This window comes from Leptospira ellinghausenii (assembly GCF_003114815.1).
Classification (GTDB): domain Bacteria; phylum Spirochaetota; class Leptospiria; order Leptospirales; family Leptospiraceae; genus Leptospira_A; species Leptospira_A ellinghausenii.
The window spans coordinates 1,685,413-1,701,449 of sequence record NZ_BFAZ01000009.1; the positions used below are offsets into that span (position 1 = coordinate 1,685,413).

Genomic DNA, 16,037 nt, shown 5'->3' on the forward strand with positions numbered 1-16,037 from the left:
TTCTATTTGACCCTTCCCGATTTGCGTCGGATTTTGTCTCTATCCCATGCAATTCCAAGTCATCCTCTTCTTCTGTATAGCTGTATTCTTCAATGCATTGGCGAATATTTTAATCAAAACATCTTCTATGCAAGACAAACAAGTCACACCAGGAGAAGGGTTTTGGAATCTTGTGTTTACTGTATTTAATCCTTATTTTATTGCAGGCCTTGCGAGTTTCGGATTGGCATTGTTAGGTTATCGTTATGTTTTGGGTAAGGGATTGAAATTATCTTTGGCATATCCCGTTTTTACTTCGAGTGGGTTTATCATTGTTCTCATTGCATCTTCAATTTTTTTCAAAGAGAGACTTAATTTTACACAATGGCTTGGGATTTCTTTTATTTTAGTGGGTGTATGGCTTACCGCCTTGCAGATGTTTGACGTTAACTCTTGAGCTCAAAATTCACTCGTACTTCTTTTGATTCCATTTTTCCTTCTTTTGTTTTAAAACTTTTTTTAATTTTCCTACTTTCCCTGCTTTGTGTCTGTCAAAAAGAATCTGTCACACCAGAAAAAAACCTTCCGGCCGAAGAAGCTGGGAAACAAACACGTTCAAAACCCAATGTCATTTGGATTGTGATTGATAGCCTTCGGGGTGATATCATAGGGCATTACAATGTGACACCTAACTTAGATTTTTTTGCAAAAGAAGGAATTCAATTTGATTACCACCTTGTGAATGCTGCCTGGACAAGACCCTCAACCTTAGTGTTTTTTACTGGAAAATATGCCTCTGCCAACCCAGTGAATTTTTGGGATTACCCGACTACCAAATCCGAAGTAGAAGCCTTTTATCGTTCCGAGAAAAAACCATTGCCCAAGGTGTTAAAAGAATTTCAATACAATACGGTGATGGTTGGGAATAATCCGTTTTTGACCGATAAATTTGGGTTAGGTGTGGAAGTTGGGTTTGATTCCTTATATGATTTTTCGAACTACAGTGAAGACACAAAAAAGATAACCAAAAAAACTATGGAAGTATTGGAAGAAGTTTCCTCCAAAGAAAACCCTTTCTTTTTATTTTTAAATTACAATGACCCTCACAAACCTTATACACCTCCACCTGGATTTACCAATCGTGTCAAAACAAACGAATTACTCGACGAACGAAAGTTAAACTATTTGGGGGAAGTTGCCTTTGTAGATGAAGAGTTGGGTAAGGTATTTGCCGATCTCAAAGCAAAAAACCTTTGGGACAACTCACTGATTCTCATCACAGCCGATCATGGAGAAGTGATGCATGCCTCTCACGCTATCTCTCCCTTTACTGGAACCAATACCTATTATGGCCATGGACAAGATTTGTTTTTAGAGAATATCCATGTTCCACTGCTCATCAAACTTCCACATACAGAAAAACAAAAAACAGTGAAGGAGATGACAAGGTCCATTGATTTGTACCCGACGATCTTGGATTATGCGGAACTTCCCATTCCCAAATCCATCCATGGTATGTCACTTCGTCCAATCATCGAAGCGACAGAGACCACCAAACGAACCTACTATGGGGAAACTCGGTTTACGCAAGGGTATGGGGAAGGGAAGGAATTTTTATTACAAAGGTCTTACCGGTTCCATGAATTGGGGAAATTTTGGCAAGGTTCAGTGGGAAATGAATTTTATTTGTACTTCGACTCTGTAAAAGATCCGAACCAAATGAATCCAATTCGCATCAACCAAATGGCAAATATCGGTGAACTTAAGTTAGATGCAAAATTAGAAAAAAAAATCCAAAGGTTTTGGAAACAAATTCGATCCATGGAACCAAAACTACCGTTGTACCACCTTTGGATTCGACCAAACCCACTGGAAAAAGAAACGGAGATCCAAATCAAGGTGCAAAGTGGGATCCTTCGTTTGGCAAAATTCCCAAACACTGTGGTTGTAGAAGAGAAGGGAAAACTAGTTAACATACATACCAAAGATTCACAACCATTCCAAATCAGTTTTGAAGTGTATCCTGATGTGAGTTTTCCGGAGTTCCAAGTTTGGTTCGGGAAGAGGCAAGTCCCCAAATCAGACATTCATGTAGGGTATTTTGGTGTGTCTATGTCGGCTTGTACAAAAGACTGTGATCTGTTATACGAATCACAATCCATTCGTCCCATCATTCATCCCGAAACCAAGGTTCATTTTTGGAAAGAAGGTGGGCAAAAAAAATCATACGAAAGTAAACAAGAGTTAGGAACAGATGCTTTGGATATCTTAAAAAAACAAGGGTATGTTCAATAGTCCTTAGATAATCAATAACTTCTAGTGTCTGTGTATTGATTCTGTTCGGTATTGAAGAGAATCAATTTAGTCATTGTCCTGGTTTGTGACAGATACGTTTGGTAAGGATTCACCATTGAAACCAGTCCCTCCTCCCGTTAACGATCCAAATAAAATCGAATACAAGACATTCCCATCTACAAGCGCATCATCTACACCTGTGAGTACAACATTTTGAAAGGTATTCCAATCGCTGGAAGTAAAGGTCAAATTTGGTACAGACGTTGTTCCTTCTGCAACATTCGAACTGGATACACCGATTGTGACATTTGAAGTGGGCCTTGCTCGTAATCGCACTTGGAATCGAGATTGGCCACCTACTTCCGTAGTCATTAAGTTAGGTGAAGTGACAAGTCCTCCCGAGGGATTGGGAGAGGTTCCACAGGCCACCATTGGATTAGGATCTGTGCAAGGAATGATATCATATAGATTGTACAAATGTACACCTGGAATGGATGAAGGTGTGAGTGCGCTATAAATGGTGGAAGGGGAAAATCCAGTTCCTGATTCACTCGAAGTGATTTGAGGGTTAATGTTATAATTCACATCCGATCCGTCTGCTGTGTCTAAACCAAGGATTGTGACAAGTTGCCCGGTTCCAAAATTGGAAGGTGTGAAGGTAAGTGGTGCCGTAGGAAATTGGACAAGTCCACCAGGTGCTGTTGTAAAATTGATGGTAACATCCGCTGTAGGTTGTGAATTCAAATGGATGTAAAACTGAGAACCAGCCCCAGATTGGGAAGTGATGACTGAAGCTGGGGAAAATCCAGATGTGGTAACACCTGCTGTGTCATTGTCGTTTAACGTAAGTTCGGGGTAGTTTGCGGATGGGTAAGGATTTACGTTATTATAAAATCCATCACTGGAAGAAAGCACACCTATGATGATGGGACAAGATACATTTCCATCATCCACAGAATCATCAAATGGTGTGATTGTAATCGTGTTATGGGCACCAATTGCATTCCAATTGGCACTTGTGATGGTCACGAGGTTCGTGGAAACAGAAAATTGAGAAACTGTGGGACCTGTGAATAATGTACAAGGAAAACTGGAAGAAAGAGAAACGGGAATTGTCACATCATCTGTTGGTGCTTGGCTGAGTAAAATATACACAGAAAAGGAGGCAGCATTTTCAGCACGTACCATGACTTGCGGTGTGATGACTGTCACTGGATTTTCCGAAACACTATAATTCACGAGACTTGCCGTAGTTCCCGTACTTGTCAAAAAACTGTCATACCAAGAAGGAAAGGATCCTGTTTCGGTTCCTGAAACTGTGATCGAATAACTTACATTTCCATCACTAACAGCATCAGAGACTCCCAAAATTTCAACGGGAACGGAGGTGCTCCAATTGGCATCGGTAAAAATATATTGTTTAGAACTAACAGGAGTTCCGCTGTCATTGATCATTCCTTCTGTGGTGTCGGAAGAGGTTAATGTAACAGTCACTGAATTTCCTGGAATGGGTCGACTCCCAAGTCGTAAACTGTAAAAGGTAGAAAATCCAGACTCAGTAGTGAAGTAAGGTTGGCCTGTATCCAAGGTAAAAAGAATTTTTGGAGAAGGGTTATCATTATCTGTGATATTTATGGTAACATCATTTGGATTCATCCCTTCATAATCGGTTCCAGAACCAGAAATGGCACCTAACGTGAGCGTATGGGTTCTTGTATTGGATTCATTGATGGCATCATTCACAACGGAAATCGTAACCGTTTGGGGTGATGCATAATTTAAATGTGTAAATGTTAAACTGGATGGTGAAACTGTATACTGTGTGGAATCAGGCAAGGAAAAGGTTTCAGCTGTAATCGGAATGGTAACAGATCCACTTGTACAGTTTGCCAAATTACTAGGTGTATCACAAGGAGCTGCATTGAGTCGTACAGTAAATGTGGCATCTGGATCTCCTTCTGTGAGATTGAGTGTGGTTGCGGAAAAAGTAAATCCTTTAGTATCATTGTCAGTGATGGTCACCACCAAATATCCGTTTGTGTCAGTATAACCAGGAACCGCACCTGTTGGATAAAGTCCTGTAAAATACGATCCATTTGCTTGAGGGATCTGAATGGTAACGGGTATATTTCCATCATCAAACGAGTCACTGACTGATCGAATGGTTATAGTTTGTGGTACATCCCATCCACTTTGGCTTGTATTCCCCGTATAACTAGCAACTTGCGAATTCGTGGGTGTAAACGTTAATGTGCGAGAAGCCGCTACTCCCGATGTACTATTGAGTAATACTGCTTCCGTTCCATCGGATGAGGTAATGGGGCCTATAGTTACATTGGAATTGGGTTTTAAAGACAATCGAATTTCAAATGTGATTGTGGATGTCCCGTTTTCTGCGATGGAAGATGCCGATAGATTTTGGATTCGGACAAGGGGTTCATTACTATCCGTATTGATGGCTGTAACGGCTGGAATTGCCATCGAATTGTATTTGGGATCTGTAGAACTCGCATTACTAAAGTTGATGTTTACATTTTGATCTCCATCATCCACACCATCTAACACAGAAGTAATGGTGACAGTTTGTGGTGTGTTCCAATTGGCGGTGGTAAATGATAAGGAAGAGGGTGAGACAGTGATTTCTGAAGTGTTACTAGAAGTGATCGAGGAGAGATTCACCGTTTGTGTGGGTTGCGAATTTAATACGACTGTAAATGTTTCGGTAAAGGGAGTTCCATTTTCATGTACCACAAGCCCACCAACTGGAGTGACTGTGATTCCCGCAGTATCATCATCAGTGACAGAAATACTCACTTGTGCCGGGGGAGTGATGCTGTTATACACTGGATCTGCCGTTCCACCTGTATCGACTGATCCAAATTGTAAAGTCACAGTCCTTGTATCTTCGTCGATGGAATTATTATTGGTAGTGATTTGGACAGTTTGGTCTATGTTCCAATTCGCATTTGTAAACACCAATGAATTTGTATTTACATTGGTAATGGTATTGTTTTCGTTAATTCCTGTTAGGGTAACTGTGGATCCAGGAGGAGGTTGTGAGGAAAGTCGAATGGCAAAATTTAAAATCCCACCATTTTCTGATATTGTCAATCCACCTGGTGAGGTGAGAACAAATCCTGGAACATCATTGTCAGTATTCGTTACCGAAGGAAATACGGGTCCCGCCAAACCATTGTAATCTGTGTCAGTTGATGTTGCCGCACTCGAAACGATGGAAACTGTTTGTGAACCATCCACTATGAATTCATCGACACCAGTGACAGTAATGATTTTGGGAGTGAACCATTCGGCTGGAGCAAAGATAAGGGAACTAGGACTTGCGGTGGCTTCTGTCCCAGATGTGGCAACAATGGAGGGAATGGTGACTGCATGTGTCGGAAGTGTATTTAATACCACTCCAAAGGTAACAGCACCTCCTGCTTCTGTAGTTGTGAGCCCTGATAAATTCACAACTGTAAATCCTGCAACATCATTATCCACATTGGTTCCTGTGATGATGGGGACAGACTTACCCATGTAAGCCGGATCAAACGAAACGGTTGGGTCAGCTGAGATTTGAAAGGTACTATCATCCACACTAAAGTCGTCAACACCTGTGACTGTTACCGATTGGGGCACATCCCAGTTGTTAGGTGTAAAAACAAGTTCAACAGATTCTACAGTTGCTTCTGTTGTGTCATTGGAAATAAAATTGCGAATGTATACATCTTGCATCGGTCTTGTTTGCAAAACGTAGGAAATACGACCAGTTTCCCCTGTTTCTGACGTGAGTAGGCCAAACACAGGACTTGCGGCTACACCTGAAGATTCATTGTCAGTGTTCACAACAAGTAAAACTGGCAGTGGTTGTGTGGAAAAACGAATGTCAGAGGTTAAGATACTTCCTAACTGCACTCGGTAATTTTGATTCCCATCTGACAAAAGATCGTCAACTCCCGCCAAACGAACGGTATGTGGTGAGTCCCAATTGTCTTCATTAAAATCGAGAAAAGTATCTGATAATAAAACACCTTCGGTTGGATCGGAGATCGTAATCGGGCCAATTCGCACTGAACTGTTCGGTTCAATGTTCAAACGAAGTACGAATTCTGCTTGTTTTCCATTTTCACTCGTGAATAAAAAATTCGGGGCTTCATAAATTACAGAACCTTGTCCGGACGCCGAAACAAAAAAGGAACCGAACAACATCTGGAGATTAACAGAAGTTACCGATTGGCAGGAGAAAAAGAAAAATAGGAGGAAGAGGTAGACATGCGAGAACCTTTGTTTGAACACGAATCCGAATTGTCCTCTTCTGAATCCCATTTAGGGTTCTCCCTCTCTATTCTACGAGAAAAAAGCCCGAAAACAGAAAAAAATTTCTAGGAAATGCAATAAAACCAAATGGAACAAAATACAAACTCAAATGCAAAAGGACCACTCGCTGGAGTGAAGGTAGTCGATTTATCATTACTCCTTCCAGGACCACTCTGTTCGCAACACCTTGCAGATATGGGAGCAGAAGTGATCAAAATTGAAAACCCACGTGCCTATGATGGATCACGTGCGATGTTTAAAGGGAAAACTGGATACCCTGCTCTCTTTATGATGCTCAATCGAAATAAAAAAGCGATCACTCTCAATTTAAAACGAGAACAAGCAAAAGAGATTTTATTCAAGTTATTAGAAGATGCTGACATCCTCTTAGAAGGGTTTCGACCAGATGGAATGGATAAGATGGGAATCGGTTATGATGTCTTAAAAGAAAAATTCCCACGGCTGATTTACTGTGGCATTTCTGGTTACGGCACAAGTGGTAAGTACGTAGACTTTGCTGGGCATGATCTCAACTACTTAGCGATCTCAGGTGTCCTTGACCAAACAGGAAATCCTCCAAGACCAGCGGGATTCCAAATGGCTGACGTTGGTGGTGGGACCTTAACTGCTTTATCTGCGATCCTTGCCGCCCTCTACTACCGAGAAAAAACAGGCAAAGGCCAAAGGATTGATATCTCGATGACGGATGCATCGGTTCAATTCATCTCTTTGTATGGAGGGATTTTGTCTGCATCAGGTGAATCTCCAGAAGCTGGGAATGATATCCTTTCTGGTAAATTACCAAACTATAATGTGTATGAAACAAAAGAAGGTAGGTATGTTGCACTTGGTGCTTTGGAAGATATGTTTTTCCAAACTTTTTTACGTGCGGCTGGTATGGATACGTTAACCAAAGACCATCCCATGACAGAGGAAAATATTCCTGTCATTAAACAAAAGTTAACCGATTATTTTAAATCCAAAACGTATGCTGACTTACAACCTATTTTTGATAATACAGATGCTTGTTTATCTCCTATTCTGAATATGAAAGAAGTTTCACAGGACCCTCATATGAAAGAAAGAGGGATGGTCATCGAACGCAACCATCCAAAGTATGGACCTATCTTACAATTTGGTTCTCCCTTTCATTTTTCAGAAACTCCTTTTGTGTACCGGAATGATCCGCCAGAACATGGGGAACACACAGAGGAAATTCTCACCCAGTTGGGATTTTCCAAAGACAGTATTTCCGGATTCAAAAAAGATAGAGTCATTTAACGGGTCTTGCTTTTTTAATCGAACTTCTGTACTTTGTCCTAGGGGGGAGGTATACTCTCCCTGAAACAAATGTATATGAAGTTCTTACAAGTATCAGATCTCCACCTATCCGCATCCTCAAAAGAAGAAGAAACGTATTCTCTCACAGTCCTCAAAGAAATTTTTGAAACGGCAGAAACAAAAGCTTGTGAACGAGTACTTTTTTGTGGGGATGTTTTTAATACATTTCCAGACCTAGAGACCTTACGGTCTGGGTTTTTAAAAGTTGTCTCAACCTATTCTGGACTTGTTTATTTTTTACCAGGGAACCATGAGGTCTTAGAAAAAAAGGGAAACCAAAACACCTATTCCGCCTATGATTGGTCCAAAAAAGTCATTGTACTCGACCAACTTCCTTTTACCTGTTTCGAAGAAGATGGAATCGAGTTTGTCGCCATCCCCCACCAAGAAAACTATTCCGAAATTTTACTAAATCCCCCTCCTAGAAAAAAAACACCATTACGAATTGGTCTTGCACACGGGACAGTATCGGGTATGAGTTTCACCGGCTTACAAGAAGAAGAGGAAGAAGGTGGATCATACTTAGATCCCAATTTATTGCAAACCTTAGAATTGGATTATTTGGCAATTGGTCATTTGCATAAACACCGATTTGGCAATGTCGGAAACTGTAACGTCGGATATGCGGGATCATCTCGCGTTTGGAGAAAAGGGGAAGTGGGACCAAGAGGTGGAATTTTACTCGAAGTCAAACAAGGAAAAGTTCACACAGAATTTGTCCCTTGGTTATCAGCTGGAGAATACCGCGAAATCATTGTTAGTCTAGATACAGATGGAAATCCTGAGTTTAGTCCAGACGAATATTTACAAAACACAAATCCCAATGATTGGATTTGTTTTCGGTTTGTTGGGTATGTGGATTCAATGGAAGGAAAACAAAAATTCCAAGAAACCATCCTTAGGGAATGGAAATCAAAATTTAGAATTTGTGAATTTGATCCAGACGAATCTCAAATTGTTGTCATCCAACACATTTCAGAAAACGAATTCATCAAACAATTTTTAGACAAAATGAATGAACGAAAAAATCAAATGGATCCAAGTTTGTGGAGGCACACTCGTGTCACTGGCATTCGTTTTATTTTAGATGGAGGGAAAGTAAAGTGAAATTGAAACTAGAAAACTTTGGAATCTTTACGACAAAAGAATTTCCCATCGAACGAATCACTGTGTTTACAGGTCCTAATGAATCTGGAAAAACTACCATCTTAGATGCGTTTGTATCAGCCCTTATCAAGGTAGTTGGTAGCACAAAGTATGGAACCATCCTAAATGCCAGATACCAAACCAATCGTAAATCCGATTTGGGAGTTTCCAAACAATCACTTTCTCAAAATTTATACTTAAACTCACTTGTGATCCGAGAAGGGAATATGGATGTGGGATCGGAAAAAGAACTCATCCAGGTTATTGAACAATCCATCTTTGACAGTGGTTATAACCCAACTCACTTAAAGGAAATGGCTGAACAACAAGTGGCAAAAACTGGTGTCAGGAAAGTTGCCAAAGACTGGATGGCAACATTGAATGAATTAGAGACCGCCAAACAAAAGTTTGATGTGAGTGAACGAAGTCTAAACCAAATCGCAAACCAATTTGCCGAACTACCCACTTGGGAATTGGAACGACAATCCAGAAAAGACGAAGTAGAAAAACTGACGATCGACCGCACGAATCTGCAAAAACAATTCGAAGAGTTAAAAGAAAAAGAACTCCACACGGAAGCAGACCGTGTATACCAACAAATCCTACAATGGGAAATGTTTACTTCCACTAACAAAGGAGAGGTGGCGGGAATCCAAGTGGATGCAGAAAAAAAAGCAAAAGAACTTGAAGAATCCATTCGCTCCAAAAAACAAAAAATTTCCCTACAAAAAGAACAAATCGGATCCTTGGAATCTAAAATCGAATCCATAAAAACTTCCAAAACCCAATCCGAAACCAAATTCCAATCACTTGAATCTTATTACCCATCTTTTGAAACTTGGAAGGGAACGGTTAACAAATTCCAGCAAGATTTTCCTGTTGTTTCCGTTGTCACTTGGAATCCAACAAACAGAAATTTGGCGTTTGGTTCCTTTATTGGTGTGCTCATTTCTCTTGTTGCTGTTCTATTTACGGACTTCGATTTTGGGATGTATCTACCTCTCATTCTCTTTTTAGGTCTCACCTTGTTTTTTGGAATCAAGATGAAAGATACCCGGTTGGAAAAAGACGAATCCAAATGGAACGAAATGGTGAGGCGAATTGCCAGTGAGATGGAAACAAAAACATTAGGCGATTGGAAACCAGATTCTTTACACTTAGATTCCCTACAAATGACCTTCCAAAGGTATGATAGGGAATACACAAAACAAAAGTTAGAACTACAATCTCTCAAGGAACAAATCACAAAACTTGAAACCGACTTAGATTCCTTTCAAAACCAATCCAAAAAAGAAAAACTGGAATTAGAGGAATTAGAATCTTCTATTACCAAACTTTACCAATCCATGGGAGTGAAGTCTTTGTCGGAACTGAGCGAACGTTTGGTGGAAGGGCGACTCAAACAGGACAAAATCAAAACGCTAGAAGACAACCTGCGTTCAGAAGGTAAAAAATGGGGAACAACTGACACCGAAACCCTCAAACTCAAACTGAAAGATAAAATCGCCGATTGGGAGAAAAAAGGAATTGGGAAAGGGTTTGAACTCGAAGATCGTACAAACAAACAAAAGTTAGAGAATTTCATCCAAGAACGATCCGAAACCATTCGCAATTTGGAACAAAGGATCGTAGAGTTAGAAAAAAAATTAGAAACTGGGAAAGCGGTTTTAGAATCTCAAATGGTACCCGCACAAAGGGATTGGGAGAGTTCTAAAAAAAATCTTGAGACCAAGGAAAAGAAAAAAGCAGAACTCGAAAGGAATTACCAGGCCTTCGAAGTGCTCATCGATATCTTTTCAGAAATGGAAGCGGAAAGTACTGACAAAATGTCTTCTCTTGTTCGTTCCTTACAACACAGAATGGATGCTATCAAAGGATCTCTGCCAGCAAGGCAAATCAAATGGAATGGATTTTCAGATGAAATCCAAGTGGAAACGGAGGCAAACGAAGGTAAGATGGGATTTGGCCAATTGTCTACTGGAACCCGTGAACAAATTTCCTATGTATTACGTTTGGAGTATGCATTCCGGATTGGAACTCAATACAATCTTCCCTATTTACTGTTAGACGAACCTTTTCGTCATATGGACAATGTTCGGCGAAATGTCGCCTTGGAATATACCTTACAATGTATTTTGAATGCAGGTGAGGAATGGAAAGTGGTGTTTTTTAGTTTTGATGAGGGTTTGGTTTCAACAATCAAAGGATTGGCAGAAAAGTGGAATCTTCCCTGCCAAATCCATTCGTTAACTAAACCAGTTTCTTAGCTTCTGCAAGAACGGTGTCGTAATTTGGTTCACTTCCGATTTCAGGAACAAGTTCGGTATACCGAACGACATCGTTTTTATCCACAACGAAAACGGCTCTAGCAGAAAGACCAGCAAGTGGACCACCAGAGATATGGGTTCCGTAGTTTTTGGAAAAAGAAAAATCCTTAAACTGAGAACCTGTGATCAAGTTGTCAGAATCAATGCCTTCTGTGGAACAAAAACGTTTCATGGCAAAAGGAAGGTCACCAGAAATGATGAGAGTTGTGATTCCATTTTCTTTTGCGACCTTTTCATTGAATTTTTTAGTTTCGATGGCACAAACAGGAGTATCAAGGCTTGGTACTGCCACGAGGATTTTTACCTTTCCTGCTAAATCTTTTAAGGAAATATCACTTAAATCTTGTTTGGCGACTTTAAAATCGGGAGCTTTGTCTCCTGGTTTTGGGATGGATCCTTCGAGAGGTACGGGATTCCCTTTGAGTGTTACTTGAGCCATATTTTCTCCTATGTTTGTATTAGACTAAAACATGAGTCTCTTAGGTCTTTCATTCTTTTGGAAGGATTTTTTCCATTCCTTGAAAAGATTCTGCTAGTTTCCCTTTTTGGATGGTTGCACTTAAAAATCGCACACGTTCCAAAATCCAAGAGGGTGAGTGTTCACTGAGGCCGACAAAGGCATTTAATTCTTCTGCATTTAATTTTCCATCAAAGGAAGCACAGATGGCAAAGACAGATACCGGCCATTTTTTTTCTTCTTTCGAAAGCCCCTGTAAGGACAAAACAAAATGTTCCCAATCATCCAGGTTTTGTAAGTTTTCTCTTTTTGGCAAAAGCCCAAGTAACCCAAAGAGTAAGTATTCAAAATTCGGATGGAAGGTTTTGGTATAGACGATAGAAAGGGCCACAGAACGTAACACAGATTCAATGAGTTTTGGATTTCGGTTTTTCGATTTGATTTGGAGTAAAATGGAATCTGCCAATTTTCGTGTGATGATCCGTTTTCTGAGTTCAAAGAGAATCAGGTAGGTGGTGACAGCATCCCAAATTCCAGTAATGGGACCTGAGATGTATTCAATGAGAAAACGCAAACTTGTCCTACCCAAAATCACTTTTAACATCAGTTTTGCGAAGATATTCGAAAGGAATACCTTACTTTTGTAGAGTAATGTACGAAAGAACAAGGCCCTCTCGTTTAAATGTTTATAAGGATCAATCCCATACAAACGGATCCTTGGGTCAGGGATTTCCAAAACAAGCCGTGCCATCATCCCAGGAATCGGTGTGATGAGTTCGGGTTCGTCTGCCAATTCCACGTCTGCTGCTTTTGCCATCTGGTAAGAAAGATAAAACCCCAACCGAAACAACAGGTAAAATTCGATTACAGTCACAATGGTGAGTAAGGATACAAACCAAAAGAGACCTTCATACGAAATCTTGGAAAAGGATTCGAAAGAAAAAGAAGGTAAAAAAAGAGAAAGGTACACAAAGAGAACGGAAGGAAAAAATCCAATCCAAAAGGACCAAAAACTCCCCCAAAAGAGGAGTCGTTTAGAAACATCCGAAAAACCTCCCTCTCCTTCGGACTTCTGTTCTTTCGTAAGAGTACGCAAGGAAATGAGAACTCTGCGTCCCCATTGTTCTAAAATTCCTGGTTTGTAACGATCTGTACTCATTTTTTTTGCAACCGGAATCGGATTCTGGGCTCCCACTTCATGGAACAGGAATTTTCTATGACGACACAAGCTGAAATCAAAGTCAAAAACCCGATCGATTGGGTGACTACGATTTTTTTACTCACATCACCACTCGTTGGTATTTTCGGAACCCTATATGTGTATCTTTATGAATCCATTCATTTAGGAACTTGGGCACTCTTTTTGTTTTATTTTTTTGCAACAGGTATGGGAATTACAGTCGGTTACCACAGACTTTTTTCACACAAAGCTTATGAAGCCAAATCTCCCATAAAACTATTGTTATTATTATTTGGTGCTGCTGCTTTTCAATCTACAGCACTGGAATGGAGTGAGGACCATCGTATCCATCATAAATTTGTGGACACTGACAAAGACCCATACTCGATTAAAAAAGGGTTTTGGTATGCTCATATTGGTTGGTTATTTCGCAAACGAAACTATGTTGGCCAAGGGGTACAAGATTTGATGAATGACCCACTTGTGGTTTGGCAACACAAACATTTTTATTCGATTTCAATCTTTATGTGTTTTATCCTGCCAGGTCTCATTACCATGTTATGGGGAACATTTTTAGAAGGATTTTTTGTAGCTGGGTTCTTACGATTGTTTGTAGTTCACCAGTTTACCTTCTTTATCAACAGTGCTTGCCATGTTTGGGGAGAAAGGACTTTTTCCAAAGAACAAACAGCACGAGACAATTGGATCATCGCCTTTTTTACGTTTGGTGAAGGATACCACAACTTCCACCACGAATTCCAAATGGACTACCGCAATGGAATCCGTTGGTATGATTATGATCCTTCCAAATGGATGATCAAATTCCTTTCTTTTTTTGGTCTCACTTACAATTTGAAAAAAGTTTCTGAAGAAAAAATCTTACAAAAAACGATGTTTATCAAAGAAAAGGAAACTTTACACCAGTATGCGAATCTCGGTGAAGAAAAACTAAAAACTTGGTCCGAACAATTGGCTCATCTACGAGAGTCGGCCATCACAGAATACCAAAAATGGTCCAAAGCAAAACAAACTGCGAATGAAACCGAAGCAGGACTTTCCAAAAAGAACTTTGAAACCACAAAGGAAAATTGGGAAAAACTTTTAAGTCGTCCTCTTTTTTCGTAACAACTTAACCTCTCACCTCCCTAAAGATTTCTTTAGGGAGATTTGGCACATCACCTGGACCCACTAACGGTAAATAAACCATAAACAAAGTTCGACCGAGAGTTGATTCCACTTCAATCCTACCTTTGTGTTTTTCGATAATTCCTTTCACAATCCCAAGCCCAAGTCCTGTTCCTTCGCCTTGGTCTTTTGTAGTAAAAAAAGGATCCCAAATTTTATCCTTAATTTCAGTGGGAATCCCTGATCCATTGTCTTCAAAACTAATCATCACATATTCTTCTCCAATCCTTCTGGAAGAAATAATGAGTTTTGGGTGTTCGGTTTTTTTCATCGCATGGATGGCATTTGTGATGAGATTTGTCCAAACTTGGTTGAGCTCATCCAAATTACACCTAACAAGAGGGATAGTGCCATAATTACGTTCAATTTCCACACCATGTTTGATTTGGTTTTGCATGATCACAAGTGTGTTCTCTAGGCCTTCATTGAGGTCGGCAATTTCATAAGAATTATGACCGATGTGTGAGTAGTATTTTAATGCCTTCACGATCCTCACAATATTACGAATCGCATATTTGATATTTTTGATATTACGTTGCAAACTTAAAGTGTTCTTTAGCATCTCAAAGGTTTCTTTCCCACCTGATTTCCAAATTCGTAATAATTCTTCTTGCATATGCATGAGGTGGTGATCGATGAGAAAAGTAGCAAGATCGGTAGCATCGTTTTCTGGCATCCCATCTTGGATGAACTTGAGTTTGGTTTCTTTTTTGAGTTTGAATTTATCCTTTGGATCAATCTTGGTATTGGGATCCTCTTTGACAAAACTGAATAAGATATCCAAATACAAAGAACGAAAATCTGGATTTTGGATGAGGTGGGTAATGTCACCTAAGTGGGATAATACGAATACTAAGTTAGCATCCAAATTGTCGGCGGCACCATTGATGACGGCTGCTGGAGTATTAATTTCATGTGCGATTCCTGCTACCATCACCCCGAGAGAAGCCATTTTTTCCGATTGGACAAGATGGGCTTGGGTTTCTTCCAACTCTTTTGTTCTTTCTCTTACTTTTGCTTCCAAGGTTTCCGTTAAGTTTAACAACTGTTGGTAGATCATGGAATTGGAAAGGGACATGAGAGAAACGGAAAGAATTTCTAATATGATTTCAATTTCTTCTAAATCGTAAATTTTTCCTTCTTTGTGTTTTCCAAGTAAGATAAAACCCACCAAACTTGACTTAATCGAAAGTGTTGCTACCAACTCAGAACGAGTGTCTTTAAAAAAATGTAATGCTTCTTTTGCGATTTTTTCATGGCTTGTGGAAACAAATTGGATGAAGTTTTCTTTGATATGAATCCCTTCACGTTCTGATAACCAAAGCAAAAATGGATTGAAGACAGGTATGGATGGTAAGTCAGAATGTTGATGGTTTTTGGATGTTAGGAAAGGTCTTGGTCTAAATTGGCCCTCCAATTCATCCCATGTGTACACTTGCACAAACTCTGCAGGAATTTTAGAAGCTAAAAATTGGCTAATGGTTTCACTGATTTGGTCTGGGTCATTAAAAGAGATCAGTTCTTCTTTGAATTTCTCGAGGGCAAAGAGATTTTGCACCAACTCATCGCGTTTTTTCGGTTTTTGTTCCGTTGGTCTTTCGTTTTTAACAAGGGGGAAGAGGAAGAGGGATACAGTAAGTAACCCCAACCCGAAACATCCCAATACCAAAAAGGTAGCTGCTTGTAATATGCCTAATCCGTAAGCACAGACAAACCAACCAAAAGCGGATAAGAGAATGATGGAAGAACGAAAGAAAACTTGTATTTGCATGTCGATTGTATACAATGTACGAACTAGAATATTTTGGTG

General features: G+C 39.9%; 10 protein-coding genes. 6 read left to right on the forward strand and 4 right to left on the reverse strand.

The genetic code is table 11. From position 1 onward, the window contains the following. Positions 1-46 precede the first annotated feature (46 nt). Positions 47-436 carry a DMT family transporter gene (locus DI076_RS16490; RefSeq protein ID WP_108960812.1) on the forward strand — a complete coding sequence of 130 codons (390 nt, stop codon included), beginning with the start codon at positions 47-49 and terminating at the stop codon, positions 434-436. Continuing rightward, on the forward strand, positions 433-2,274 hold the full coding sequence (locus DI076_RS16495; protein WP_245918484.1) for a sulfatase: 1,842 nt from the start codon (positions 433-435) through the stop codon (positions 2,272-2,274). Before DI076_RS16490 ends, DI076_RS16495 begins: the two co-directional genes overlap by 4 nt. A 66-nt stretch (positions 2,275-2,340) precedes the next feature. Here the strand turns inward: DI076_RS16495 and DI076_RS16500 are convergent, their stop codons facing one another. Then, entirely contained in the window at positions 2,341-6,600 is a 4,260-nt protein-coding gene (locus tag DI076_RS16500; protein ID WP_108960813.1) for a beta strand repeat-containing protein, read from the reverse strand. Between the two features lie 78 nt (positions 6,601-6,678). Here DI076_RS16500 and DI076_RS16505 point away from each other — a divergent pair, with 78 nt between their 5' ends. From DI076_RS16505 to DI076_RS16515, 3 genes are all read left to right on the forward strand, one after another. Further along, positions 6,679-7,872, forward strand: a complete 1,194-nt coding sequence (locus DI076_RS16505) for a CaiB/BaiF CoA transferase family protein (protein WP_108960814.1) — start codon at positions 6,679-6,681, stop codon at positions 7,870-7,872. A 75-nt stretch (positions 7,873-7,947) separates the two neighbouring features. Continuing rightward, entirely contained in the window at positions 7,948-9,039 is a 1,092-nt protein-coding gene (locus DI076_RS16510) for a metallophosphoesterase family protein (RefSeq protein ID WP_108960815.1), read from the forward strand. After that, positions 9,036-11,345 carry an ATP-binding protein gene (locus DI076_RS16515; protein WP_108960816.1) on the forward strand — a complete coding sequence of 770 codons (2,310 nt, stop codon included), beginning with the start codon at positions 9,036-9,038 and terminating at the stop codon, positions 11,343-11,345. Before DI076_RS16510 ends, DI076_RS16515 begins: the two co-directional genes overlap by 4 nt. On the opposite strand, the gene tpx is transcribed toward DI076_RS16515, so the two are convergent. Together tpx and DI076_RS16525 are read right to left on the reverse strand one after the other, a co-directional pair. Beyond that, positions 11,329-11,844 carry a thiol peroxidase gene (gene tpx, locus DI076_RS16520; protein ID WP_108960817.1) on the reverse strand — a complete coding sequence of 172 codons (516 nt, stop codon included), beginning with the start codon at positions 11,842-11,844 and terminating at the stop codon, positions 11,329-11,331. The two genes, DI076_RS16515 and tpx, sit on opposite strands and share 17 nt — an antisense overlap. A gap of 49 nt (positions 11,845-11,893) precedes the next feature. After that, positions 11,894-13,021: an LBF_2804 family protein gene (locus tag DI076_RS16525; RefSeq protein WP_108961031.1), complete on the reverse strand. Its 1,128-nt coding sequence runs from the start codon at positions 13,019-13,021 to the stop codon at positions 11,894-11,896. Between the two features lie 57 nt (positions 13,022-13,078). Here DI076_RS16525 and DI076_RS16530 point away from each other — a divergent pair, with 57 nt between their 5' ends. Next, complete coding sequence (locus DI076_RS16530) at positions 13,079-14,167, forward strand: acyl-CoA desaturase (protein ID WP_108960818.1); 1,089 nt, start codon at positions 13,079-13,081, stop codon at positions 14,165-14,167. A 4-nt stretch (positions 14,168-14,171) separates the two neighbouring features. On the opposite strand, the gene DI076_RS16535 is transcribed toward DI076_RS16530, so the two are convergent. Further along, positions 14,172-15,998, reverse strand: a complete 1,827-nt coding sequence (locus DI076_RS16535; protein WP_108960819.1) for an ATP-binding protein — start codon at positions 15,996-15,998, stop codon at positions 14,172-14,174. Between the last annotated feature and the right edge of the window lie 39 nt (positions 15,999-16,037).

What these genes read in the sequence shown, in the direction of transcription:
- DI076_RS16535 (WP_108960819.1), bottom strand. Translation starts at nt 15,998, where the DNA reads ATGCAAATACAAGTTTTCTTTCGTTCTTCCATCATTCTCTTATCCGCT.
- DI076_RS16500 (WP_108960813.1), bottom strand. Translation starts at nt 6,600, where the DNA reads ATGGGATTCAGAAGAGGACAATTCGGATTCGTGTTCAAACAAAGGTTC.
- DI076_RS16525 (WP_108961031.1), bottom strand. Translation starts at nt 13,021, where the DNA reads ATGAGTACAGATCGTTACAAACCAGGAATTTTAGAACAATGGGGACGC.
- DI076_RS16505 (WP_108960814.1), top strand. Translation starts at nt 6,679, where the DNA reads ATGGAACAAAATACAAACTCAAATGCAAAAGGACCACTCGCTGGAGTG.
- tpx (WP_108960817.1), bottom strand. Translation starts at nt 11,844, where the DNA reads ATGGCTCAAGTAACACTCAAAGGGAATCCCGTACCTCTCGAAGGATCC.
- DI076_RS16510 (WP_108960815.1), top strand. Translation starts at nt 7,948, where the DNA reads ATGAAGTTCTTACAAGTATCAGATCTCCACCTATCCGCATCCTCAAAA.
- DI076_RS16530 (WP_108960818.1), top strand. Translation starts at nt 13,079, where the DNA reads ATGACGACACAAGCTGAAATCAAAGTCAAAAACCCGATCGATTGGGTG.
- DI076_RS16490 (WP_108960812.1), top strand. Translation starts at nt 47, where the DNA reads ATGCAATTCCAAGTCATCCTCTTCTTCTGTATAGCTGTATTCTTCAAT.